Below are 22,481 nucleotides of genomic sequence, written 5' to 3' on the forward strand. Positions count from 1 at the left end.
GCCGTGCCCTCGGAGCGCGGGAAGAACTCGTACCAGGAGCCGTACAGGGCCCGCTCCCGCTCCACCAGCAGTGGCATCGAGTCGGAGGCGGTGACGAGTTCGCGCAACGGATAGCGGGTCAGCAGCGCGTCCACGTCGGGCGACAGGGCGGACTTCAGGCGCTCGTGCACCGACAGGGAGTCGTCGCCGAGGGCTTGTGCGGCGGCGAGGACAACGTTTCGCTCCGGGCCCTTCGGCACTCCGCCGGCCGCACGCTCGTACAACTCGGCGCCCTCCTCCAGCACCAGCCCGATGTCGATTCCGGCCGGCACCTTGACCGAGGCGGTGTGCCGCCAGGTCGCCAACGGATGGCTCCAGGCCTCTACCCGGAAGGTCCAGCGGCCCGTCGCGTCCGGGGTGACGTCCGCCCCCCACAGGTCACTGCCGGGGGACAGCTCCCGCATCGGCGTCCACGGGCCACGGCGGCCCTTCGGATCGCGCAGGACCACATTGGCACCCACGGCATCGTGCCCTTCACGGAACACGGTGGCCGTGACCCGGAAGGTCTCCCCGGCCACCGCTTTCGCCGGGCGCCTGCCGCACTCCACGGCCGGCCGGACGTCGCGTACCGGTACACGGCCGATGGCCGGGGTCCTGCGCATGTATCTCACCTCCGCCGTGCGCGAAGCCGGGCACCCGGCCCGGCTTCGCGATCCGAGAGGGGCCGACTCACGCCGGCCCCGAGGGGAACGCCTTGTACGGTGCCAGCTCAGGGGCTTGGCGCCGTGGAGCGCCGCTCCGATGACGGCGCTCTTCTGGCCGATCGGCGCGGCCGCGGCCGTCCGTCCTGCTCGCGCAGGTAGGTGACCAGATTCGTGCGCAGATAGCGTTCGGCGGCGTCCGCGGCCTCGCGGGCGCAGCGTTTGCCCATCAGCACGCACAGCGTGTAGCCCGAGTCCTCGAAGGTGACCCGGACCGTGCGGTCGTGGGGCGAGGCGAGCATGACGCGCTCCCACGCCCGGTAACGCCGCAACGCCCGGGCCACTTCGGCCTTGGCGGGTAGCAGCATTGCCCTCTTCACCTTCCACGCTCTCGACTGGGCGCGTTCCCGACGGTCGGGTGGTGTCCGCGCGCGGAAGGGCACGGCACCGTTACGGCGATCGAGGCTTTCACTTATGGTGCACGGACGACGACGCAGCGTCTTGTTGGATCTTCAACGAGGGATGTGTGTCGGGCCCTCGTGTTGCACGAATGGCGTAGTGCGGTCACCGTGGAGGTGACTCAGAAGCGATCAGCGCTCACGCTATGTGTCCGGGATCCCTCCCGGACGGGCATCCGGGACCTCTCCCGGGCGGGCGAGGGGAGCGAGAGCTTCGCCGGTGAGGAGCAAGCGACGATGAAGACCGCAGTGCCCTGCTACTACCACCTCGACGTGGAAGTCAGCCCGGAACGGGTGGGACAGGTCAGCCGCATCCTGGCCGCCCACCTCCGCTACTGGGACCTCGAGAACCTCACGGACCCCGTCTGCCGCGGCGCCGAACTGCTGCTGCGGGCGATCGACGAGCATGCGACGGACAAGCACACCTCCATCGAGATGTGGTGGAACGGCCAGCACCTCATCACCGCCTTCGCCGACGACGACCCGGACCTGCGCCCCGACCAGGACCTGCGAGCCTGCCTGGCGGACATCGCCGCCATGAGCGACGGCTGGGGCTGCTGCGCCTCGGACACCGGCAGCAAGATCATCTGGTTCTCGCAGCGGGCCCGCGCCGGTCAGCGCGTCCCGCTGGTGCCGACCGCCCCCGCGCCGACGCTGCGGCAGGGGCTGCAGGTGCCGCGCGAGACGCCGGTGGTGGTGCTGGCCGCGCCCGCGGGAGCCATGGACGACGTGCTCGCGGCGGCTGCTCCTGACGACGCCCTGGAGGGCAGCCGGTGACCGCCCGCAGGGGAAAGAAAGGGCTGCCCGTGTGGAGCGGGCAGCCCTACCCGTTGGGTGCCGCGTTCGACGGACAGGGCACCAACTTCGCCCTGTTCAGCGAGGTGGCCGAGCGGGTCGACCTGATCCTCGTCGACGAGGCCGGCACCGAGACCCCGGTCCGGCTGCACGAGGTCGACGGATTCGTCTGGCACGCCTATCTGCCCGGCATCGTGCCGGGCCAGCGCTACGGGTACCGGGTGCACGGCCCCTGGCAGCCCTCGCTCGGCCACCGGTGCAACCCGGCGAAGCTCCTGCTCGACCCGTACGCGCGCGCCGTGACCGGCCAGATCGACAACCACGCCTCCCTGTACGAACGCGATCCGGACGGCCCCGCCCCGTCCGACAGCGCCGGGCACTCCACGCTGGGCGTGGTCACCGACCCCCACTTCGACTGGGGCGACGACCGCCCGCCCCGGACGCCGTACTCGGACTCGGTGATCTACGAGACCCATGTGCGCGGCCTGACCCGCACCCACCCCGACGTCTCCGAGCGGCTGCGCGGCACTTACGCCGGCCTCGCCCACCCCGCCGTCATCGAGCACCTGACCTCGCTCGGCGTGACCGCGGTGGAGCTGATGCCGGTGCACCAGTTCGTGCAGGACGGCGTGCTGCAGGACCGGGGGCTGTCCAACTACTGGGGCTACAACACCATCGGCTTCTTCGCCCCGCACAACGCCTACGCCGCCTTCGGCTCCCTCGGCCAGCAGGTCAACGAGTTCAAGGCCATGGTGAAGGCGCTGCACGCGGCCGGCCTGGAAGTGATCCTCGACGTGGTCTACAACCACACGGCCGAGGGCAACGAGATGGGCCCCACGCTGTCCTTCCGGGGCATCGACAACGCCTCCTACTACCGCCTGGTCGACGGCGACTGGGCGCACTACTACGACACCACCGGCACCGGCAACAGCCTGCTGATGCGGCACCCTTACGTGCTCCAGCTGATCATGGACTCGCTGCGGTACTGGGTCACCGAGATGCATGTCGACGGCTTCCGCTTCGACCTCGCGGCCACGCTGGCCCGGCAGTTCCACGAGGTGGACCGGCTCTCGGCGTTCTTCGACCTGATCCAGCAGGACCCGGTGATCAGCCGCGTCAAGCTCATCGCCGAGCCCTGGGACGTGGGGGAGGGCGGCTACCAGGTCGGCAACTTCCCGCCCCTGTGGTCGGAGTGGAACGGCAAGTACCGGGACGCCGTACGGGACTTCTGGCGCGCCGAGCCCGGCTCGCTCGGCGAGTTCGCCTCCCGGCTGACCGGCTCCTCCGACCTGTACCAGCACAGCAGGCGCCGGCCGCGCGCGAGCGTCAACTTCGTCACTGCGCACGACGGTTTCACGCTGCGCGACCTGGTGTCGTACAACGACAAGCACAACGAGGCCAACGGCGAGGACAACCGGGACGGCGAGAGCCACAACCGGTCCTGGAACTGCGGTGTCGAGGGCGCCACCAAGGATCCGGCCGTCCTCGAACTGCGCGCCCGGCAGCAGCGCAACCTGCTGGCCACGCTGCTGCTGTCGCAGGGCATCCCGATGCTCTCCCACGGCGACGAACTCGGCCGCACGCAGCAGGGCAACAACAACGCCTACTGCCAGGACAACGAAATCTCCTGGGTCGACTGGGAGATGACGGATGAGCAGCGCAGCCTCACGGACTTCACCCGGCATCTGATCGCCCTGCGTGCCGCGCACCCCGTGCTGCGGCGCCGCCGCTTCTTCCGCGGCGAGACCGCGACCCACGCAAGGCAACCGCTGCCCGACCTGATGTGGCTCAGGCCCGACGCCCGCGAGATGACCGGCCGGGACTGGCAGCGCGAAGACGCGCACTCGGTAGGGGTGTTTCTCAACGGCGACGCCATCGCCGAACGCGACGCACACGGCCGCCGGATGGTCGACGACTCCTTCCTGCTGCTCGTCAACGGCTACTGGGAACAGGTCGACTTCCGCCTGCCCGACGACACCTTCGGCGAGCGCTGGACGACCCTGATCGACACCGCCGACCCGGACGGCATCCCCGACGAGCGCGAACGCAAGGCGGGCTCGAGGCTTCGCGTGGAGGCCCGGAGTCTGATCCTGCTGTCCAGACCGTCGCGGGTGGCGAGCTGACTGCCTGTCCGCGCGTCTGTCGCGGCCGGTCACGGGGTGCCGCTACGAAGCCGACGGCACTGCGGCTCCCCAAGAGGCGCGGGGTCGATATCAGCGAGCGTCGCGTGCCGTCACCGTGAACTGCGCGCCGTCGGCATCCCGCAGGATCGCCTCCGTCTCGTCCTCGCGCAACACGCTGCCACCGTGCTTCTCCGCCGCCCGGGCGCAGTCCGTGACGTCCGCGACGGTGAAGTGGATCTGCCAGTGCGGCCGTACGGAGGGATCCGGTGCCGACTCCACCGCGCCCGAGTCGATGCGCGCCACGATGTCGCCCTGGCTGCGCAGCACCACCTCGCCGCCCTCGTACTCCACCTCGCAACAGCCCGGCGTCCCGGACGCCCAGTCGAGGATCTCGCCGTAGAACATCGCGGCGTCGAAGGCGTCGCGGGTGTGCAGCCGGATGAAGGTGGGCGACGCCCGCCGCCAGGCCTCCCAGTTGGCGACCAGATCCCCCTGCCAGATGCCGAAGGTGGCCCCGTCCCGGTCGGCGAGCAGTGCGGCGCGTCCCGGCGGGAAGGACAGCGGTCCTACGGCCGCCGTACCGCCGCGCTCGCGGACCCGGGCCACCGCCACGTCGGCGTCCGGCACGGCGAAGTACGGCGTCCAGGCCACGGCCATCTGCCACATGGCCGCGACGGCGGCGATCCCGGCCACCGGCACGCCGTCCGCCAGGGCGATCCGAAAGTGCTCGCCGAGTTTCGCGCCGCGCCAGCGCCAGCCCAGGACGGCCGTGTAGAAGTCCTGGGTGGCCTCGAGGTCACGGCTGGTCAGGCTCACCCAGCACGGGGCACCGAAGACGGAGTGCGTGGAGACGACGTCTCGCTTCCGCGGTCCACCACTGACGGGTGCGTTGTGGTTCATGTCAGTCGCGTCCTGCTCTCGGGGCCGGGCGGCCACCGCTCTCGATCCAGTGTCCAACCGGAAGGGGGTCAGGTGCCTGTCGAGTACCCCCGGTGGCATCGCCGCAGGCAGGCGGGCACGATGGGGGCATGGGAGCGAACGAGCCCGACCGGCTCTCCCAGCTACAGGCCGAGGTCGACCAGATGAAGGAGGCCGTGATCTCCCACGCGGTCGTCGACCAGGCGATCGGGATGGTGGTGGCCCTGGGCAGGGTGACGCCGGACGAGGGCTGGGAGGTGCTGAGGGAGGTCTCCCAGCACACGAACATCAAGCTGCGCAACATCGCGGAGCTGATCCTCATCTGGGGCCGCCGGGGCGACATCCCGCCCGAGGTCTGCGCCGAACTGGAGGACGCCCTGGACCGGTACGGCCCCACGCAGGTGCCCGGGACCTCGGACGGGTGAGTCCCGGCGGGGGCGGGGGATGCGCCGGCGGCTTCAGCGGGCGCGGCTTCAGCGGGCCTCGGCGAGCAGTTCCTCGCGCAGCCGGTCGAAGCAGCTGCTGAGCAGCCGGGAGACGTGCATTTGCGAGATACCCAGCTGCTGGGCGATCCGGCTCTGTGTCATCCCGCGGAAGAACCGCAGGTAGAGGATGATGCGCTCGCGTTCCGGCAGTGCCGCGAGACATGGCTTGACGGCGGCCCGGTCGACCACGAGGTCGTATCCGGGGTCGGGGCTGCCCAGGGAGTCTCCGAGGGCGTAGCCGTCGGTGCCGGCCACCTCGGCGTCCAGGGACAGCGCGGAGAAACACTCCAGCGCCTCCATGCCGGTGCGCACCTCGTCCTCGCTGAGCCGCGTGTAGGCGGCGATCTCCGCCACGGTGGGCGGGCGCCCCGAGGTGTTCTGGGCCAGTTCCTTGCCGGCGGAGCGGACCCGGTTGCGCAGGTCCTGCACCCGGCGCGGCACGTGCAGGGTCCACATGTGGTCACGGAAGTGGCGCTTGATCTCACCGGTGATGGTGGGCACGGCATAGGCCTCGAAGGCACGGCCACGCCCGGGGTCGTAGTGGTCGACGGCCTTCACCAGACCGAGGGCGGCCACCTGGTACAGGTCCTCCAGAGTCTCCCCGCGGCCACGGAACCGCACGGCGATCCGCTCGGCCATGGGGAGCCACAGCTCGACCAGTTCATCGCGCAACGCCCGCCGCTCGGGGCCTTCGGGCAGCTGCGCGAGCCGCTCGAACGATTCCGCCGTGTCGGGGGCGTCGTCGTGGGGATGGGAGGTCGTGCTACCGATGACAGGCATGATGCGCACCTCTCTCAGCAGGTGCTGGGTGTACAGACACCGTGGGAGGCGCGCTCGGACCAGAAATAGGGGAAGCGGGGCGTGCGACAAGAAGCCGACTCCCACGGACGTGCCTACGGTCCGAAGCACTGCCCTTTGCTTTCCCATTCACGGACATAGCAAACCAATTAAGTACAAATGGGATGCGGGCAGGTCGATCTTTGATTTCCCCTTGGCGGCCTATATCTCTGTAGGAGAGGTAATCTTCTGGTGTGGAACCCGATACGGCGCAGCGAGCGGCAACGGAGTCCGAGACCTTCCCGGAGGAGCTGGCGGACACGCTGGTGCGCATCCAGCGGTTGATCCGCCGGAGGCTGCGCGGCGGTCTGGGCGTGCCCCGGCTGCGCGGTGCCGAGGTGGAACTGCTCCGGCTGGTCGAGTCCCGGCCCGGTATCGGCATCTCGGACGCGGCGAGGGCCCTGCACCTGGCGGGCAACTCCGTGTCGACCCTGGTCAACCAGCTGGTCCGGGGCGGATACCTGCTCCGCGAGACCGACCCCGCCGACCGGCGCGCGGCCCGGCTGCAGCTGACCGCGGCCGCCGAGAAGCGGCTCGGCGACTGGAAGCGGCGCCGTTCCGAACTGGTCGGCCGGCACGTGTCCCGCCTCGACGACACCGACCGCGAGGCCCTGCGCACGGCCCTCCCGGCACTGCGCAAACTGGCGGCCGGCCTGCACGAGGAGACCGAGGAAGCATGACGGAGACCGACGATCGTGACGGAGGTCCAGAGGCCGTGACGAGGGACAGCGCCGAAACCCCGGACAACGCTGCAGGCACCACGGACAGCTCCGCCGATGCCGTCGGCACTGCCGGCCGCTCCGGAACCTCCGTGGACACCTCCGGCACCCCTGGCGACGCCGTCGGCGCCATCCACAGCTCCGGCGATGCCGCGAACACCATCGACAGCTCGGGCAACTCGGTGGACACCGTCGGCACCCCCAGCGACTGCGTGAACACCGCCGACAGCCCCGACGCCTCGGCCCCAGCTGCCGACGCACCCGCCGAAGCCGTCAGTGTCGATGCGATTCCCGGCGTGCCCGCCGATGCTTCCGGTGAACCGGCTGCTGCTGTCGGCTTTGTGGGAACTGTCGGTGTGGCGCCCGAATCCGCCGCAGTCGCCGACGTACCCGCTGAACCCGTCGTCGTGGATGCGACGCCTGGTGCGTCCGCCGATGCTTCCGGTGAACCGGCTGCTGCTGTCGGCTTTGTGGGAACTGTCGGTGTGGCGCCCGAATCCGCCGCAGTCGCCGACGTACCCGCTGAACCCGTCGTCGTGGATGCGACGCCTGGCGTGCCCGCCGATGCTTCCGGCGCAGCGACCGCGGCCATTGGCTCTGCGGGAACCGTCGGCGCCGCTCCCGAAACCGCCGACGCCGTCAGTACTGCCGCCGAAGCCGCGCGCCCCACGACCCCGACCGCCCCCGGGGCCGACGCCGTTGCCGCGCGCCCCGCGGCCACGTCGGCTCCCGGGGCCGACGCCATGGGCGCGCGTTCCGCGGTCACCCCCGCCCTGGTCGCCGATGCCGTCAGCTGTACCCGGCTCGCCTATGCCTTCGGGGACACCAATGCCGTCGACGGGCTCGATCTGACCGTCCGTGAGGGGGAGGTGTTCGGGCTGCTCGGGCCCAACGGCGCCGGGAAGACCACCGCGATCCGCTGCATCACCACCCTGCTGCCCGTCCCCGCCGGCATGGTCGGCGTGTTCGGGCACGACGCGGCCAAGGAGCGGATGGCGGTGCGCCGGCTGCTCGGCTACGTCCCGCAGCAGCTGTCCGCCGACAGCGGGCTGACCGGCCGGGAGAACGTCGCCCTGTTCGCCCGGGTCTTCGACGTCCCCCGCCGCGAGCGTGCCGCACGGGTCGGCCAGGCGCTGGCCGCCGTCGGCCTCGCGGACTCCGCCGACCGGCTCGCCGGAACCTACTCCGGTGGCATGGTCCGCCGCCTGGAGCTGGCCCAGGCGCTGGTGAGCGCGCCCAGGCTGTTGATCCTCGACGAGCCGACCATCGGGCTCGACCCGATCGCCCGCACCGGCGTTTGGGAGCACATCAACGCCGTCCGCGCGGCCATCGGGATGACCGTCCTCGTCACCACCCACTACATGGACGAGGCCGACCAGTACTGCGACCGGGTCGGCCTGATGCACCGCGGCCGCATCCGCGCCCTCGGCACCCCGGCCGAGCTGCGCCGCGGCCTCGCCGAACGCCGGGGCACCGACACCCTGCCCACGCTGGAGGACGTCTTCCGCGACGTCGCCGGCAGCGGCCTCGACGCCCACTCCGGAGGAGGTTTCCGCGATGTCCGCAGCACCCGCCGCACCGCGCGCCGAGTCGGCTGACCGCGCCCCCGGCAGCGACACCGCTCTGCTGCTCAGCCCGCCCGTGCCGCGCGCCGGCTGGCGGCTGCTGCCCGCCCGGGTCGTCGCCATGTGCGCCGTGGAGCTGCAGAAGCTGCGGCACGACCGCACCGAGCTGTACACCCGTGCGGTCCAGCCCGCCCTGTGGCTGCTGATCTTCGGTCAGACCTTCACCCGGATCCGCGCGATTCCCACCGGCGGCGTCCCGTACATCGACTTCATGGCGCCCGGCATCATCGCCCAGTCGGCGATGTTCATCGCGATCTTCTACGGCATCCAGATCATCTGGGAACGTGACGCGGGCATCCTGAACAAGCTCCTCGTCACCCCGACCCCGCGCTCGGCACTGATCACCGGCAAGGCGTTCGCCGCCGGGGTGAAGTCGCTGATCCAGGCGATCGTCGTGATCGTCATCGCCGCCGTGCTCGGCGTCGCCCTCACCTGGAACCCGCTGAAGCTGGTCGGCGTCGCGTTCGCCGTCGTCCTCGCCTCGGCGTTCTTCTCCTGCCTGTCGATGACCATCGCCGGCATCGTGCTCAGCCGCGACCGCCTGATGGGCTTCGGCCAGGCGATCACCATGCCGCTGTTCTTCGGCTCCAACGCCCTGTACCCCGTCTCGGTGATGCCGGGCTGGCTCCAGGCCGTCAGCAAGGTCAACCCGCTGAGCTATCAGGTCGACGCTCTGCGTGGCCTGCTGCTCGGCACGCCCGCGCACCTCGGCACCGATTTCGCGGTCCTGGCGGTGGCCGCCGCGCTCGGCGTCACCGCGGCCTCCGCACTGCTCGGCCGACTGGCCCGGTGATCTTGCCGTGGACGTGATGTGCGGCACGCACCCGTACCCCCGCCGAAAGCGCCGCGAACGCATCCTTCCTGCGCAGCGCTTGATCACCGATCAAAGCGGGCGAACCCGCTGGCCATAGCGCATTCTGCTCATTTGACAGTGCGCTCGGCGCACAGATAGACAGCAGCTCTCGAAGGTCGAGAGGGGCACTGTGTACGAGCCGAACGTGGTCGGGGACTGGCACGAGTACGACGAGCATGCCGGTCTGCGGGTCCGCGTCCACCGTCTGGAGGCAGCCGAGCCGCCGCGCGGACGCGACGACGCCGCCGTCGGGCTGGCGTACTTCAGTGTCCGGGTGACGGTCGAGAACCGTGGCGCCCAGCACTACGGCATCCACCTGGAGGACGGCCAGATCGACGTCCGGGTCGGCCCGGACGGCGAGGGCGCGTTCATCGACTGGCGCAACTCGCAGTTCATCGAGGGCTTCGACGTCTACCCGCTGCGCCGGGCCACCGCCGTGATCTACGCCGCCGCCCCCGAGGCGGCCCTGGCCCACGTGGACGTGCAGGTGCAGCTGCGGGTGGAGGACGAGTGGGCCGACCGTCGGCTGTGGACCGGCGGCATCGGCGTCCTGGAGGCGACCACGGCGGCCGCTCCCGCGGCCGCGGGGCAGGGCAGCCTGGCCCACCAGGTCAGCGCCTTTCTGAAGGACCAGACGGAGCCCGGCACCGCCTGACGCGGGCGGCGCCGGCGGCGCCGTACGGTCAGTGCGGGATGCCGTCGATGATCTCCCGCGCGCCCTGCCGCAGCAGCGCCACCGCGACCGAGGTGCCGAGCGTGGCCGGATCGAGCCGTCCCGCCCACTCGTGGGCGTTCAGCCTGGTCTTGCCGTCCGGGGTGAACACACAGGCCCGGAGGGACAGTTCCCCGCCGCGGTCCACGCGCGCGTAGCCGGCGATCGGGCTGTTGCAGTGGCCCTGCAGCACATGCAGGAACATCCGCTCGGCCGTCGCCTCCCGATAGGTGTCCGGGTCGCCGAGCCCGCTGACGGTGTCGATCAGAGCGGTGTCGTCCTCCCGGCACTGCAGGGCGAGGATGCCCGCGCCGATCGGCGGCATCATCGTCTCGGTCGACAGCACCTCGCTGATCACGTCCGTGCGGCCGATCCGCTCCAGACCGGACACCGCCAGCAGCAGGGCGTCCGCGTCCCCGGCGGCCAGCTTCTCCAGCCGGCGGTTGGCGTTGCCGCGGAACGGCACACACTCCAGATGCGGGTGCGTGGCGGCCAGTTGGGCCACCCGGCGTACCGAGGAGGTGCCGATCCGGGTGCCGGCCGGCAGCTCGTCCAGGGTGAGCCCGCCCGGGTGGATCAGCGCGTCCCGGATGTCGTCCCGCTTCAGGAAGGCGGCGAACACGGTGCCGGCGGGCAGCGGCCGGTCGGCGGGCACGTCCTTGACGCAGTGCACCGCGAGATCGGCCTCCCCGGCCAGCAGGGCCGCGTCGACCTCCTTGGTGAACGCCCCCTTGCCCTCGACCTTTGACAGATCGCCGAGCCACTTGTCGCCGGTGGTCTTCACCGGCACCACCTCGGTGCGCACACCGGGGTGCAGCACGGCCAACTCGGCGCGGACCCGCTCGACTTGGGCCAGGGCCATGGGGGAGTCGCGGGAGACGATACGGATCAATTCCGGGACGGACATGGGGACACGATAGACCTTCGGACCCGACGCCCGGTCAGGGACCGGGTGGAACACCGCGGTCTTCTCGAAGGGCGCCGTCCCGAGACCCGTGGCCCCGAGGAGCCGCAGACACAGCTCCCGGGCGGCGGCCGGTTTCCCGGCTCAGGCGCCGGCTTCGCCGACCGGGAGGGTGTGGCGCAGCTTCTCCTTCGCGCGGGCGCCGAGCCGGTCGTAGAAACGGACCGCCCCCTCGTTCCAGGCGGGCGTCTGCCACTGCACCTGAGTGACGCCGAGCCTCCGGGCCTCGGCGACCACCGCCTCCATGAGCAGCGGGCCGAGGCCGAGGCCGCGGTGGCCGGGGGCCAGGAACAGGCAGTCCATGTGCAGATACTCCCGCCCGTCCCAGGTGGACAGTTCGGGCGCGCAGGTGGCGTAGCCGACGATCTCGCCGTCCGAGGCCTCGGCGACCAGGCAGCGCAGCCGCGGGGCCGGCGTGTCGAACAGCAGACCGGCCAGCCGGGCGGCGAGGTCCGGCACCGGCGGGGCGGCACGCTCGTACTCAGCGTGCTGGGCGGCCAGTTCGGCCACGCGCGGCAGATCGGCGCGGTGGGCGTGCCGCACCAGGGGAGTGCCGATCACCGGACCTCGCCATCCAGGGTGTCGGTGCTCCAGGCGGTCAGGCGCTCGGCGAGCGGGCCCTCGCCGTCCAGGACGTGCCGGGAGAACGCCTCCCGCTCGTGCGCCAGCAGCGCGGCCTCCCAGACGCACGGCGCGAGTCCCGCCCGGCCCGGCCGCAGCTCGGCCGGCCGCCCGGCCGGTCCGGTGAAGACGGCCAGGTCGGACATGTGTCCCTCGATCCAGCTGTGCACGAGGACGTAGTCGCCGTCGCCGCCCGCGTGCACGATCAGCACGGCAAGGCCCAGCGAGCCGCGTACCCGTCCCAGCGTCAGATGGCCCGCGGCCAGGTCCAGCGCCGTGTCCACGGCCTGCGGACCGACCGTACGGCCCGGCGCCTGCAGCGTGTACGCCTTGACGAGGTGACCGGCGGCTTCCCGGACACCCAACGCCCGGGCGGTACGGCCGTGATGCCCCTCGGCGAGGGCCAGCAGTCCGGACGCGTCGATCGCCGGGGGCAGCTCCACGTGAAGATCCATCCGGCCATGATGGGGGCTCGGTGCGGGGGCGTCCATGGCCCGGTGGTGGCGCACCGTAGGGCGGGCTGCGTACCGGCGTGTCTCCTCAGCCGGAGCCCTCCGGCAGGTCGGCCGCGGATTCCTCGGGGGTGAGGTCCGGGCGGAGCCGCAGCCAGGACGGCTGGCGCAGCAGTCCGGCCCGGGTACGGGTGCTGTAGCTGACCTCGCCGACCAGCCGGGGCAGCACCCAGCGGGCGCCCGGGGCGCGCGGCACCGGGTCGAAGGGGCACCGCTCGCTCGCCGTGTCCCGCAGTAGCGCGGCCAGCTCCGTCCGCTCGGCCTCGCTCCAGCCGGTGCCCACCCCGCCGACGTACCGCAGCCGGCCGCCCTGGTCGCGCTGTCCGACCAGCACCGCACCGGGCAGCCCGCTCAGCCGTCCTTTTCCCGGCAGCCAGCCGCCGACGATCACATCCTCCGCGCGCATGTTCCGGATCTTGATCCAGGCACGCGAGCGGACCCCGGGCTCGTACACCGAGTCCAGCCGCTTGCACACCAGCCCCTCCAGGCCGTGCTCCCTGGTCGCCGCGAGCGCCTCGGCGCCGTGCCCGGTCACCGCACCCGGAGTCGACCAGTACGGCCCGGCCAGGCCCAGCTCCGTCAGCCGGGCCCGCCGCCGTACGTACGGCTGCCGTAGCAGGGACTCCTCGAAGTACGGCACGTCGAACAGCACCAGATGCACCGGCACCTGGGCGGCCCGGCGTGCCGCCCGCGCGGGGGCGTGCGCGAGGCCCATCCGGCTCTGCAGCAGCTGGAAGTCGGCCCGGCCCTGTTCGTCGAGGGCCAGCACCTCGCCGTCCAGTACGGCGGGCGTGGTGCCCAGCGCGCCGCCGAGCGGCCGCAGTTCGGGATAGGCCGCGGTGATGTCCTCGCCCGAGCGGGCGCGCAGCAGCACGCTGCCGTCGCCGGGCAGATAGACCATCGCCCGCTGGCCGTCCTGCTTGGTCTCGTACGCCCACCGCTGGTCCTGGGCGGCGGGCGGCAAGGTGCCGGGAGTGGCGAGCATCGGCGCGATGAGCGGCAGGGGCACGGCGGTCACGGCTGAAGATCTCGACCGCTCCCGCCGCCCTCACGCCCCTGCGGCCACCGGTTCCCCTGAACGGGCCCGGGCCGCCGGGCCATGTCGCCGACACGGGCGGGCCCACACCGCCTGCGCATGCCGCGGAGACGGGCGGCGACGCCCGCCCTCCGGCGATGTGCGCTGTCGCTCAGCGGGCTTCGAGCCGCCACGACGGCCGCCGTCCAGCAAGCAGCCCGGCAATGGCACGGCAGACGGTCGCAGCAGAAAGCCGCGTGGGCGCGACCGCCGACCGGGCGAGCGGCGCCCGGCCCGTCGGTGCTCGCCGTGCGCCCGGGCCGGGCACCGGGCGAAGGGAATCGTGGCCGGGGGAGTGCGGCCGCACGGTCTCCTCCAGGCGGCCACGGGCCGGCCTTGCGCGACTGGGTCGACTGCCTGGTGCGCCCGGTGACCGAGCATCTGGCCGGGCTCGGCAGCCCGACCTGGTACGCCCGGTTCTGCGCCCAGGTCATGACCGACCCGGCGCTGCACGAGATCATGGTCGAGGAGTCCATGGCCTCGCCGGCGCTGCGGCAGGCGATCGAGGGGCTGAACCGCGTCCTTCCGGAACTGCCGTTCGAGGTCCGCGCCGAACGCGGCCAGATGGTCCGCCTGTTGATCCTGCACACCTGCGCCGAGCGGGAACGCTCCCTCGCCGAGGGCACGCCGACCCCGAGAGCCACCTGGTCGGAGGCGGCCACGGGCCTCACGGACGCGATCCTGGGCCTGTGGCTGGCCCCGGTCGGACCTGCTCGCTGAGCCCCCGGGCTTCACGCATCGAAGGTCACCACGACCTTCTCCGCCGCACCCGGCGTCAGCGCCAGCCGGAAGGCCCGGTCCGCCTCGGCGAACGGCACCCGGTGGCTGATCAGCCGCGAGAAGCGCTCGTGGTGCTCGACCAGTTGAGGCGTCACCTCGAAGATCTCCGTGGGATACCCCTGCGACGCGATCAGTGTCAGCTCGCTGCGCAGCATCCCGCCGAGGTCGTGCTCCCAACCCTTCTTCTGTACGGCCACCATGACCAGCCGGGCGCCCCACTTGGCCGCGCCGACCACGGTGTTGAAGACGGCCGCGGCGCCGGCGGCGTCGATGTAGACGTCGGTGTCCGGCCGAGGCAGGCCGAGCGCGTTGGCGCTCTGCCCGTGCAGTTGGGTCAGCCGGGCGGCCACGTCCCGCGCGCGCGAGTCGATCACCGCGTCCGCGCCGACGGCCAGGGCCTTCTCCAGCCGGTCCGGCAGCACATCCACCACGACCACGTGCCGCACACCCCGTAGCTTCAGCCAGATCGTGGCATCGAGCCCGATGGGCCCGGCGCCGAACACCACCACCTTCTCCGACGGCCGTGCCTCGGACCGGTTGACGCAGTGCAGGGCGACCGCCATCGGCTCGTTGAGCGAGGCCACGTCGAAGGGCACGGAGTCGGGGAACACCGCCACGCTCCGCCCCGCGACGGCGTTCTCGATCAGCAGGTACTCGCTCATGCCGCCGTGTCTGCCGCCGCAGCCGATGATCCCGGTGGGCGCGTCCTGTGGATCGACGACCACCCGGTCCCCGGCTTTCAGGCCCGTGACCTCCGCGCCGACCTCGACGATCTCCCCGGCCGGCTCGTGCCGCAGGGCCAACGGGACCGGTTCACCGCCCAGATGGGCGCGGGCCGGCATGCCGCCCATGTGCACAAAGGTGAGATCGGTGCCGCAGATGCCACATGCGCGGATCTTCACGAGCACGTCCTTCGGCCCGGGCTCGGGGCGCTCGACGTCCACCACCTCGATCTGCCCCGCGGCGCCGGTCTGTACGGACTTCATGGTGGCCATGGGGTGACTCGCTTTCGGGAGGTCGGGGCGGGCCGACTGGGGGAGGCGCCCAGGACCGGGGCCGGGCGGGGGCCCGGCCCCGGTCCTGGGGCGATGCCGCTCCCCGTCCCCACGGGACGCGGCGCAGGGGTGGCCTCCGCTCATGGCCACCCCGGCCGGCCAGCGGCTTGCTTGAGTTAGGCAAGCACATGTCTTACTTGAGTCAAGCAAGTGAATGCCCATCGCGCCACCGCCGTCCGGTGTTGTCGGCTCCCCTGCGGGGCCGTGTCAGGGGGAACGTGGCGGTCTGACCCAGCCCAGTGAGCGTTCGACGGCCCGCTGCCAGTTGTCGTACTCCGACTCCCGCAGTTCGGGGTCCATGTCGGGCAGCCACTGGGCGGCCCGGTGCCAGTTGCGGCGCAGCACTTCCAGATCGGGCCAGTAGCCGGCGGCGAGTCCGGCCGCGTAGGCGGCGCCCAGGGAAACCGTCTCGGCGACCATGGGCCGGACCACGGGCACGTCGAGCACGTCGGCCAGGAACTGCATGAGCAGGTTGTCCGCGGTCATGCCCCCGTCCACCTTGAGCTGCCGAAGGGAGACCGAGGAGTCGGCGTTCATGGCGTCGACGACCTCCCGGGTCTGCCATCCGGTGGCCTCCAGCACGGCGCGCGCCAGGTGCCCCTTGGTGATGTACGAGGTGAGGCCAACGATGACGCCGCGTGCGTCGTTGCGCCAGCGGGGCGCGAACAGACCCGAGAAGGCGGGCACGATGTAGCAGCCGCCGTTGTCCGCGACCGTCCGCGCGAGCGTCTCGATCTCCGGGGCGCTGCTGATCAGGCCCAGCCGGTCACGGAACCACTGGACGAGTGCGCCGGTGACGGCTATCGACCCTTCCAGGGCGTAGGCCGGCTGCTGGTCCCCGATCTTGTACGCGACGGTCGTGAGGAGCCCGTGCCGGGACCGCACCAGCTCGTTGCCGGTATTGAGCAGCAGGAAGCTGCCCGTTCCGTAGGTGCACTTGGCCTCGCCGGGGGAGAAGCAGGTCTGGCCGAAGAGGGCGGCCTGCTGGTCGCCGAGGGCCGCCGTGATGGAGACCCCGGGCAGCAGCGCGCGGGCTTCGCCGTACGCCTCCGCGGAGGACCGGATCTCGGGCAGCATCGCGCGGGGCACCCCGAAGAAGGCCAGCAGCTCGTCGTCCCAGGTGAGCGTGCGGATGTTCATCAGCATGGTGCGGCTGGCGTTGGTGGCGTCGGTGATGTGCAGGCCGCTGTCGGCGCCGCCGGTGAGATTCCAGATCAGCCAGCTCTCCATCGTGCCGAACAGGACCTCGCCGTCCTTGGCGCGCTGCTCGACCCCCTTGACGTGGTCGAACAGCCACCGGATCCGCAGCGCGGAGAAGTAGGTCGAGGGCGGCAGAGCGCACCGCTCCAGGAAGAACGCCTCCCCGGGGTGCTGCCTGAGGTCGTCGACGAGCGGTGCCGTGCGGGTGTCCTGCCACACGATCGCCCGGCCCAGTGGAGCGCCCGTCCGCCGGTCCCAGAGCACCGTCGTCTCACGTTGGTTGGCCAGGCCGATGGCGATGACCTGCTCCTTGCCGACACCGGTGTCGGACAGCGCCTCGGGCACGACGTGCCGCAGGTTGTGCCATATCTCCATGGCGTCGTGCTCGACCCAGCCGGGCCGGGGGAAGTGCTGCTGGTGTTCCTTCTGCGCGACCGAGACCAGCCGCCCACGGTGGTCGAACAGGATGCATCGGGTCGAGTTGGTGCCCTGATCGATGGACATTACATACCGTTCGGCCATGATCGGGTCTGCCTTCCGACGGATCGAGGGGCGGCTGTCCTGGCCTACCAGCGGGCGGCCCCCAGGTCTCTGGAGATCGCCCGTGAGGCTTCCCGGATCAGCGTGATCAGACTCGGGCGGGGGTGGCCGTGGCTGTCGCAGATCCGCTCGACCGGCCCGGACAGCCCGATGGCGCCGACGACGAGGCCGCCGTGCCCGCGGATCGGCGCGGCAAGTCCGGCCTCACCCATGGTCATTTCCTGTGTCTCGGCCGCCCACCCGACCTCCCTCACCTCCGCGAGCGCCCGGGCCAGCTGCTGGGGATCGACCAGGGTGTGCCGGGTGTACGCCTCCAGTCCCCCTTGGCCCGGCTCGACGCTGGCGGTCCCGTACGCCAGCAGTACCTTGCCGAGCGAGGAGGCGTGCAGGGGCAGCAGCGCGCCCACGTCCAGGGTCTGGAAGGTGTCGTCCGGCCGGAACACGTGGTGGACGACGAGGACGCTGCCCTCCAGCGGCGTTCCCAGGCGTACCGCCTCCCCACTGCGGGCGGCCAGGGCGTCGGCCCAGTTGAGCGAGCGCGAGCGCAGCTCGTTGACGTCGAGGTAACTGGTACCGAGGTGCAGCAGGGCGGCTCCGAGCTGGTACTTCCCGGTCGTCGCGTCCTGCTCCACGAAGTCCACGTGCTGGAGCGTGCGCAGAATGCCGTGGGCGGTGCCCTTCGCCAGCCCGAGCGAGGCCGCCACCTCACCGAGACCGAGTCGGCGGGGCCCGCCGGCGAGCAGACGCAGAATCGCCGCCGCCCGTTCGATCGACTGGACTGGGCCGGCCATGAATTGAGCCTATTACCCGCACGGACGCCGTGCCCGTGGGGCGAGGGACCGCGGGCGTTCGGTAATGCCGACCAGCATTCATTGACCGGCCCGATTTGTCTCCATAACGTGCTTGCCAGCCCGGAACACGCCGAAATGGTGGCGCTGGGCCGGTCGTACACCACCGGGAGAGAACATGGCGGCACAGCTCAAGACGCTGCTTCAGGCGGCATGCGAACACGTGTGTCCGGTGCCGCCCGCCGCCGGCGCCGTCTCAGCCGTACGCCATCGTGCGGCGGCGGTCCTCGCCGACTGGAGGGTCTGTCCGCACCTCGTCGACGACGCGCTGCTCATGGTGTCGGAGCTCGTCACCAACGCGATCGTGCACGCCCGGCCCCCGGCCGTGCTGCGGCTGTCGTGGGTGCTGGGCGACGGCGGCCGCACCCTGCGCATCGAGGTCAGCGACGCGGGACCCGCCTTTTCGACGGGTGGGTCCCTCGACGGCGTCGACCCCGACGAGCACGGCAGGGGAGAGGCGATCGTCCACGCCCTGGCGACCCGCCATGGCATACGCACCCACCTCGGCGGAGTCACCCGGTGGGCCGAGCTCATCGTGACCTAGACGGCCTGGAGCGGATGACCTAGAGCGCGGCCTCGCACCATGACGGCACGCACGCCGACTCGTCCGCCGTCGTCTTCCGGAGCAGGAGCAGGGCGGCGTCGTCGTGCAGCCGGCCGCCCACATGGGCCAGCAGTTCGTCGTGCAGCGCGGTCAGGGTGCGCGCCGGCTCGTCGCACACATGGCGGGCCACCCCTTCGGCCAGCGGATAGAAGGCACGCGTGTGATCCCGGGCCTCCGTGACCCCGTCGGTGTAGAGCAGCAGCTGGTCTCCCACCGCGAAGGGCAGTCGCTGCCGGCGGGGAACCTGGCCCGAGAGCGCCCGCAGCCCGAGGGGCGGCGCGGGATGATCGGACTCCACCGCCCCGACCTCTCCGGAGGCGGACACCAGCAGCGGCGGAGCATGCCCGCAGTTGACGATCTCCAGGTCTCCCGACCGGGGGAGTCCGGCTACCACGGCGGTGACGAAGTCGTCCGGACCGAGGTTGCGCGCCAGGCTCCGCTCGATCCTCGCGACGACGGCGAGCAGGTCGGGCTCGTCATAGGCGGCCTCGCGGAACACCCCGAGCACGAGGGCGGCGGTTCCCACGGCGGGCAGCCCCTTGCCGAGCACGTCGCCGACGATCAGCCTGATCCCGTGGGGCGTGGGCACCAGGGCGTAGAGGTCCCCGCCGATCCGCGCCTCCGCCGCCGCGGCGCTGTAGCGGACGGCCACCTGGAACGGGCCGACGGTGTCCGGGACCGGCTGGAGCAGGGCGTGCTGGGCGGCCTCGGCAACCGAGCGAACGGCCGCGAGGACCCGCTCACGACGGCCACGCAGCGCGCCGGCCAGGCCGCTCGCCGCCGTGACGGCCAGCAGGGCGGCGAGCACGGCCGCCAGTTCGCGGGCCGGCGCCTCGTACCCGATGCCCAGCGCCGCGCCCGTCGCCGTGGCGAAGAGACCCACCCACAGCACACCACGCGGCTCGTTGGTGGCGGCAGCCAGCGCGGGGCCGGTCGCCAGCAGCGGCAGCCAGATCAGTCCTCCGCCCAGGGCCGCGCCGACGAGAGCGACGACGGCGACGACGGCGACGACCAGCACCGGCAGCACCGAAAGCACGTGCGGTCCGGCGGCCGGCTGCCCGGCGGCGCGTCGGCGGAGTCCCCGGGCGCTGGCCGCTCGGTTCCTGAACAGCCGCATCGGCGCACGGTCGCCGTCATGGTGTCCGGTCTGGCTCATGGTTGGTCAGCAGTCCTCGTCCGTACGGGGCACACGCCCGGAATGTCCGTTTCATCAAGAAAACGGGCTGGGCGAGGCAGCCACAAGGAGCGGAATTTCAGATAGTGAGTGAGAGGCTCCTGGTCACCCGGCTCGCGACCGGGAGGAGTCGTGCCCGGATCTCCTGGAGTCGGGCCCGCCGCTCCGCCGGAAGGGAGACGCCGAGCGAGCCGGGCGTGCTGCCGCGGTAGACGGGAACGGCGACGCACACGGTGCCGAGCGCGTACTCCTCCAGGTCCGTGACGGCCGGTGCCAAGGGGGGCGCCTCGATCCTGCGGAGCAGCTCCGGAAGACTGGTGATCGTCCGTGGTGTGAGTTCGGCGAGCTGGTGCCTGGACAGATAGTCCCTGCGGGCGTCCTCGTCCAGCTCACGCAGCACGGACTTGCCCAGCGCGGTGGCGTGTCCGGCATCCTCGAAACCCACCCAGAGATCCACCCGGGGCATACGGGGGCTGTCCACGATCTCGGCCACCCTGATCTCGCCCTCCTCGTAGAACGTGAGGTAGGCGGCGCTGGACAGCTCGTCGCGCAGGGCGGCCAGCGTGGGGCGCACGCGGCTGAGCAGCGTCTGCGTGCGGCCCGCCGTGTGGAGGGAGTCCAGCTTGTCGCCCAGGATGAAGCCGCCGTCGTCCAGCTTTCGTACGTATCCGTCGTGCACGAGGGTGCGCAGCAGGTGGTAGGCGGTGGCCAGCGGCAGCCCCGTCTCGCGTGCCAGCTGTTTCGCCGGCGCGCCGTTCTCGTGCGCGCTCACCGCCTCCAGCAGACGGAAGGCCCGCTGCACGGAGGTGATGAGCGTGGGGCCGTCCTGAGCACCCATAGGACCAGACTGCGCCGGACGGCTGGCCCGGGCAAGGCTCAGGTTGGGGTCACCCCGCGGGGTGGCGAGGCCGGCGCCCACGGGCTGGCCCCGCATGGTGAGCGACCACCCGGCCGCCGTCCTCGACCCGCGGGAAAACGGCCCAGGACCACCCGCTTCGCCCGCTCTCCCGCCCGTCGGCGCGCGGACGGACGGCGGGCGGGCGACGGGAGCGACCCGTGCGGTCGTCCTCAGCGGTGCGTGCTCGCGACACTGACCGCGTTCGCGGCCACCACCGCTCCGATCCCCACCCACTCCGGCACTCCCGGACTCTGCCCCAGCACCACCCAGCCGACCACCGCCGCCAGCACCGGATTGACGCTCATGAAGAGACCGAAGGTCTGGGCGGGCACCTTGCGCAGCGTGAGCAGATCGGCGAGGTACGGCACGGCGGACGACAGCACACCCGCCGCCACCGCGCACAGCAGGGCCCCGGCCGTCGGCGGATGCCGTACGGCGAGGACGATCCCGATCGGCAGGAAGGTCAGCGCCGACACGCACGCGGCCGCGGCCGACCCCTGCGCGCCCGGGATGCGCCGCCCGATGATCCGGTTGAGCAGGATGTACGAGGCCCAGCAGCAGGCGGCCACCAGGCCCAGGCCCATGCCCAGGTAGTCGGTGGACGGCTGGGGGCGCATCAGCACCACGACTCCGGTCCCGGCCAGTGCCGCGCACCCGGCGTCCAGCCGGCGGCGCGAGGCGGCCAGCGCGATGCCGAGCGGGCCCAGGAACTCCAGGGTCACCGCCAGCCCCAAGCCGATCCGGTCGATCGCGCTGTACAGGGTCAGGTTCATGGTGCCGAACACCACGGCCAGCAGCAGCACCGGCCACCACTGGCGCCGGGTGAAGTCGCGCAGGCGTGGCCGGCCGACGGCCACCAGGACCAGCGCGGCCACGTACTGGCGCACCGCCACCACGCCGAGCGGACCGAGGACCGGGAAGGCGAGCGCGCCGATCGCCGCGCCGGTCTGGTTGGACAGGCCGCTGCCGAACATGGTCGCCACGCCGGCCAGCCGCCCCGGCGCGGGGCTTTGGACCACGGGGGACGCCGTCGCGGTGGGGTGTCCGAGAACTCGTCGCATGGGAGGAGCGTCCGCCCGTCCGGCGCTTGCGCAAAATGCATGGGCCCCACCCTCTATACGCTGAGCGTATGGATGAGGTCGAGCTCCGGCAGCTGCGCTGTCTCGTCGCCATCGTCGACGAGGGCACCTTCACGGACGCGGCGATCGCCCTCGGGGTGTCCCAGGCGGCCGTCTCCCGCACCCTGGCCGGGCTCGAAAGAGCCCTGGGCGTACGGCTGTTGCGGCGTACCTCGCGTGAGGTGACCCCGACGGCGACCGGGCTGCGGGTGGTGGCGCAGGCCCGGCGGGTGCTGGCGGACGTCGCCGCCCTGGTCCAGGAGGCCACCTCGGGGCACACCCGGCTGCGGATCGGCTACGCATGGTCGGCCGTCGGCCGCCACACCGTCGCCTTCCAGCGGCGCTGGACCGCCGCCCACCCCGGGATCGATCTGCATCTCGTCCGCGTCAACACGGCGTCCGCCGGTCTCGCCGAAGGCGCTTGCGACCTCGCGGTGGTGCGCAGGCCGCTGGAGGACCGGCGGTTCGACACCGCCATCGTGGGCCTGGAGCGGCGCCTGTGCGCGATGGCCGCCGACGATCCGCTGGCCCGCCGCCGGTCCGTACGGCTCGCCGAACTGACCGGCCGCACCCTCTGGGTGGACCGGCGCACCGGCACCACCACCCCCGAGCTGTGGCCGCCGGACTCCCGCCCCGCCGTCGAGGAGACGCACGACGTCGACGACTGGCTCACCGTCATCGCCGCCGGACGCGGCATCGGCGTCACCGCCGAGTCGACCGCGAACCAGTACCCACGACCCGGCGTCGTCTACCGGCCGGTCCGGGACGCCGAACCCGTCGCCGTACGGCTCGCCTGGTGGCACGACGACCCGCACCCGGCCCTCCAGGCGGTCCAGGAACTGCTCGGCGAGCTGTACCGCGCGAACTGAGGGACCGGAGCGACGGGA

23 protein-coding genes and 1 pseudogene are annotated in these 22,481 nt (G+C 72.0%); 10 read left to right on the forward strand and 14 right to left on the reverse strand.

What is annotated here, in order from left to right; translation table 11 throughout:
* Window positions 1–641: maltotransferase domain-containing protein (locus tag AB0M27_RS22495; RefSeq protein WP_365723643.1), on the reverse strand; the 641-nt coding region annotated here is incomplete at its 3' end.
* Between the two features lie 107 nt (window positions 642–748).
* The gene (locus AB0M27_RS22500) at window positions 749–1,048 is read right to left on the reverse strand and encodes a DUF5133 domain-containing protein (protein ID WP_365723644.1); all 300 of its coding nucleotides are present in this window, start codon (window positions 1,046–1,048) and stop codon (window positions 749–751) included.
* 327 nt (window positions 1,049–1,375) lie between these two features.
* Between AB0M27_RS22500 and AB0M27_RS22505 the strand changes: the two genes are divergently transcribed.
* Together AB0M27_RS22505 and glgX are read left to right on the forward strand one after the other, a co-directional pair.
* Window positions 1,376–1,915 carry a pep a2 gene (locus AB0M27_RS22505; RefSeq protein ID WP_365723645.1) on the forward strand — a complete coding sequence of 180 codons (540 nt, stop codon included), beginning with the start codon at window positions 1,376–1,378 and terminating at the stop codon, window positions 1,913–1,915.
* The gene (gene glgX, locus AB0M27_RS22510) at window positions 1,912–4,056 is read left to right on the forward strand and encodes a glycogen debranching protein GlgX (protein ID WP_365723646.1); all 2,145 of its coding nucleotides are present in this window, start codon (window positions 1,912–1,914) and stop codon (window positions 4,054–4,056) included. Before AB0M27_RS22505 ends, glgX begins: the two co-directional genes overlap by 4 nt.
* 90 nt (window positions 4,057–4,146) lie before the next feature.
* Here glgX and AB0M27_RS22515 read toward each other — a convergent pair whose 3' ends face one another.
* Window positions 4,147–4,956 (reverse strand): VOC family protein, encoded by an 810-nt coding sequence (locus tag AB0M27_RS22515; protein WP_365723647.1) that lies wholly within the window; start codon window positions 4,954–4,956, stop codon window positions 4,147–4,149.
* Between the two features lie 128 nt (window positions 4,957–5,084).
* Between AB0M27_RS22515 and AB0M27_RS22520 the strand changes: the two genes are divergently transcribed.
* Window positions 5,085–5,399, forward strand: coding sequence for an ANTAR domain-containing protein (locus tag AB0M27_RS22520; protein ID WP_365723648.1), 315 nt, complete (start codon window positions 5,085–5,087; stop codon window positions 5,397–5,399).
* A 48-nt stretch (window positions 5,400–5,447) separates the two neighbouring features.
* Here AB0M27_RS22520 and AB0M27_RS22525 read toward each other — a convergent pair whose 3' ends face one another.
* Window positions 5,448–6,239 carry an RNA polymerase sigma factor SigF gene (locus AB0M27_RS22525; protein ID WP_365723649.1) on the reverse strand — a complete coding sequence of 264 codons (792 nt, stop codon included), beginning with the start codon at window positions 6,237–6,239 and terminating at the stop codon, window positions 5,448–5,450.
* Between the two features lie 251 nt (window positions 6,240–6,490).
* Here AB0M27_RS22525 and AB0M27_RS22530 point away from each other — a divergent pair, with 251 nt between their 5' ends.
* The 4 genes from AB0M27_RS22530 (at window position 6,491) to AB0M27_RS22545 (ending at window position 10,148) form a co-directional block, all read left to right on the forward strand.
* Entirely contained in the window at window positions 6,491–6,976 is a 486-nt protein-coding gene (locus tag AB0M27_RS22530; protein WP_365723650.1) for a MarR family transcriptional regulator, read from the forward strand.
* Window positions 6,977–7,758: 782 nt separating this feature from the next.
* Complete coding sequence (locus AB0M27_RS22535; protein ID WP_365723751.1) at window positions 7,759–8,613, forward strand: ATP-binding cassette domain-containing protein; 855 nt, start codon at window positions 7,759–7,761, stop codon at window positions 8,611–8,613.
* Entirely contained in the window at window positions 8,573–9,433 is an 861-nt protein-coding gene (locus AB0M27_RS22540; protein ID WP_365723651.1) for an ABC transporter permease, read from the forward strand. The genes AB0M27_RS22535 and AB0M27_RS22540 overlap by 41 nt, the downstream gene beginning before the upstream one ends.
* Window positions 9,434–9,623: 190 nt before the next feature.
* On the forward strand, window positions 9,624–10,148 hold the full coding sequence (locus AB0M27_RS22545; protein ID WP_365723652.1) for a hypothetical protein: 525 nt from the start codon (window positions 9,624–9,626) through the stop codon (window positions 10,146–10,148).
* Window positions 10,149–10,176: 28 nt separating this feature from the next.
* On the opposite strand, the gene hemC is transcribed toward AB0M27_RS22545, so the two are convergent.
* The 4 genes from hemC to AB0M27_RS22565 form a co-directional block, all read right to left on the reverse strand.
* Complete coding sequence (hemC, locus tag AB0M27_RS22550; protein ID WP_365723653.1) at window positions 10,177–11,112, reverse strand: hydroxymethylbilane synthase; 936 nt, start codon at window positions 11,110–11,112, stop codon at window positions 10,177–10,179.
* Between the two features lie 141 nt (window positions 11,113–11,253).
* Complete coding sequence (locus AB0M27_RS22555) at window positions 11,254–11,730, reverse strand: GNAT family N-acetyltransferase (protein ID WP_365723654.1); 477 nt, start codon at window positions 11,728–11,730, stop codon at window positions 11,254–11,256.
* The gene (locus AB0M27_RS22560) at window positions 11,727–12,245 is read right to left on the reverse strand and encodes a hypothetical protein (protein WP_365723655.1); all 519 of its coding nucleotides are present in this window, start codon (window positions 12,243–12,245) and stop codon (window positions 11,727–11,729) included. The genes AB0M27_RS22555 and AB0M27_RS22560 overlap by 4 nt, the downstream gene beginning before the upstream one ends.
* Before the next feature lie 85 nt (window positions 12,246–12,330).
* The gene (locus tag AB0M27_RS22565; protein WP_365723752.1) at window positions 12,331–13,311 is read right to left on the reverse strand and encodes an ATP-dependent DNA ligase; all 981 of its coding nucleotides are present in this window, start codon (window positions 13,309–13,311) and stop codon (window positions 12,331–12,333) included.
* A gap of 402 nt (window positions 13,312–13,713) precedes the next feature.
* Between AB0M27_RS22565 and AB0M27_RS22570 the strand changes: the two are divergent.
* Window positions 13,714–14,097, forward strand: a pseudogene (locus AB0M27_RS22570) (TetR/AcrR family transcriptional regulator); the annotation flags it as partial.
* Between the two features lie 11 nt (window positions 14,098–14,108).
* Here the strand turns inward: AB0M27_RS22570 and AB0M27_RS22575 are convergent.
* The 3 genes from AB0M27_RS22575 to AB0M27_RS22585 form a co-directional block, all read right to left on the reverse strand.
* Window positions 14,109–15,152 (reverse strand): alcohol dehydrogenase catalytic domain-containing protein, encoded by a 1,044-nt coding sequence (locus AB0M27_RS22575; RefSeq protein WP_365723656.1) that lies wholly within the window; start codon window positions 15,150–15,152, stop codon window positions 14,109–14,111.
* A 267-nt stretch (window positions 15,153–15,419) separates the two neighbouring features.
* Entirely contained in the window at window positions 15,420–16,934 is a 1,515-nt protein-coding gene (gene glpK, locus AB0M27_RS22580; protein WP_365723657.1) for a glycerol kinase GlpK, read from the reverse strand.
* Between the two features lie 44 nt (window positions 16,935–16,978).
* Window positions 16,979–17,743: an IclR family transcriptional regulator gene (locus AB0M27_RS22585; RefSeq protein ID WP_365723658.1), complete on the reverse strand. Its 765-nt coding sequence runs from the start codon at window positions 17,741–17,743 to the stop codon at window positions 16,979–16,981.
* Between the two features lie 175 nt (window positions 17,744–17,918).
* On the opposite strand from AB0M27_RS22585, the gene AB0M27_RS22590 reads away from it, so the two are divergent.
* Window positions 17,919–18,344, forward strand: a complete 426-nt coding sequence (locus tag AB0M27_RS22590; protein ID WP_365723659.1) for an ATP-binding protein — start codon at window positions 17,919–17,921, stop codon at window positions 18,342–18,344.
* Window positions 18,345–18,363: 19 nt separating this feature from the next.
* Here AB0M27_RS22590 and AB0M27_RS22595 read toward each other — a convergent pair whose 3' ends face one another.
* The 3 genes from AB0M27_RS22595 to AB0M27_RS22605 form a co-directional block, all read right to left on the reverse strand.
* Entirely contained in the window at window positions 18,364–19,560 is a 1,197-nt protein-coding gene (locus AB0M27_RS22595) for a PP2C family protein-serine/threonine phosphatase (protein WP_365723660.1), read from the reverse strand.
* A 97-nt stretch (window positions 19,561–19,657) separates the two neighbouring features.
* Window positions 19,658–20,416: an IclR family transcriptional regulator gene (locus AB0M27_RS22600; protein ID WP_365723661.1), complete on the reverse strand. Its 759-nt coding sequence runs from the start codon at window positions 20,414–20,416 to the stop codon at window positions 19,658–19,660.
* Window positions 20,417–20,646: 230 nt separating this feature from the next.
* Entirely contained in the window at window positions 20,647–21,450 is an 804-nt protein-coding gene (locus tag AB0M27_RS22605) for an EamA family transporter (RefSeq protein ID WP_365723753.1), read from the reverse strand.
* 155 nt (window positions 21,451–21,605) lie between these two features.
* Here AB0M27_RS22605 and AB0M27_RS22610 point away from each other — a divergent pair, with 155 nt between their 5' ends.
* The gene (locus AB0M27_RS22610) at window positions 21,606–22,463 is read left to right on the forward strand and encodes a LysR family transcriptional regulator (RefSeq protein ID WP_365723662.1); all 858 of its coding nucleotides are present in this window, start codon (window positions 21,606–21,608) and stop codon (window positions 22,461–22,463) included.
* Window positions 22,464–22,481 lie beyond the last annotated feature (18 nt).

Origin of the sequence: Streptomyces sp. NPDC052107 (assembly GCF_040680215.1) — a bacterium.
Lineage (GTDB): Bacteria > Actinomycetota > Actinomycetes > Streptomycetales > Streptomycetaceae > Streptomyces.

Excerpts from the sequence above, each read along its gene's own strand:
- AB0M27_RS22560 (WP_365723655.1), bottom strand. The coding sequence starts at position 12,245 with ATGGATCTTCACGTGGAGCTGCCCCCGGCGATCGACGCGTCCGGACTG.
- AB0M27_RS22500 (WP_365723644.1), bottom strand. The coding sequence starts at position 1,048 with ATGCTGCTACCCGCCAAGGCCGAAGTGGCCCGGGCGTTGCGGCGTTAC.
- AB0M27_RS22520 (WP_365723648.1), top strand. The coding sequence starts at position 5,085 with ATGGGAGCGAACGAGCCCGACCGGCTCTCCCAGCTACAGGCCGAGGTC.
- AB0M27_RS22600 (WP_365723661.1), bottom strand. The coding sequence starts at position 20,416 with ATGGGTGCTCAGGACGGCCCCACGCTCATCACCTCCGTGCAGCGGGCC.
- glpK (WP_365723657.1), bottom strand. The coding sequence starts at position 16,934 with ATGGCCGAACGGTATGTAATGTCCATCGATCAGGGCACCAACTCGACC.
- AB0M27_RS22515 (WP_365723647.1), bottom strand. The coding sequence starts at position 4,956 with ATGAACCACAACGCACCCGTCAGTGGTGGACCGCGGAAGCGAGACGTC.
- AB0M27_RS22535 (WP_365723751.1), top strand. The coding sequence starts at position 7,759 with ATGGGCGCGCGTTCCGCGGTCACCCCCGCCCTGGTCGCCGATGCCGTC.
- AB0M27_RS22575 (WP_365723656.1), bottom strand. The coding sequence starts at position 15,152 with ATGGCCACCATGAAGTCCGTACAGACCGGCGCCGCGGGGCAGATCGAG.
- hemC (WP_365723653.1), bottom strand. The coding sequence starts at position 11,112 with ATGTCCGTCCCGGAATTGATCCGTATCGTCTCCCGCGACTCCCCCATG.
- AB0M27_RS22605 (WP_365723753.1), bottom strand. The coding sequence starts at position 21,450 with ATGTTCGGCAGCGGCCTGTCCAACCAGACCGGCGCGGCGATCGGCGCG.
- AB0M27_RS22590 (WP_365723659.1), top strand. The coding sequence starts at position 17,919 with ATGGCGGCACAGCTCAAGACGCTGCTTCAGGCGGCATGCGAACACGTG.
- AB0M27_RS22595 (WP_365723660.1), bottom strand. The coding sequence starts at position 19,560 with ATGAGCCAGACCGGACACCATGACGGCGACCGTGCGCCGATGCGGCTG.
- AB0M27_RS22540 (WP_365723651.1), top strand. The coding sequence starts at position 8,573 with ATGTCCGCAGCACCCGCCGCACCGCGCGCCGAGTCGGCTGACCGCGCC.
- AB0M27_RS22525 (WP_365723649.1), bottom strand. The coding sequence starts at position 6,239 with ATGCCTGTCATCGGTAGCACGACCTCCCATCCCCACGACGACGCCCCC.
- AB0M27_RS22585 (WP_365723658.1), bottom strand. The coding sequence starts at position 17,743 with ATGGCCGGCCCAGTCCAGTCGATCGAACGGGCGGCGGCGATTCTGCGT.
- AB0M27_RS22610 (WP_365723662.1), top strand. The coding sequence starts at position 21,606 with ATGGATGAGGTCGAGCTCCGGCAGCTGCGCTGTCTCGTCGCCATCGTC.
- AB0M27_RS22505 (WP_365723645.1), top strand. The coding sequence starts at position 1,376 with ATGAAGACCGCAGTGCCCTGCTACTACCACCTCGACGTGGAAGTCAGC.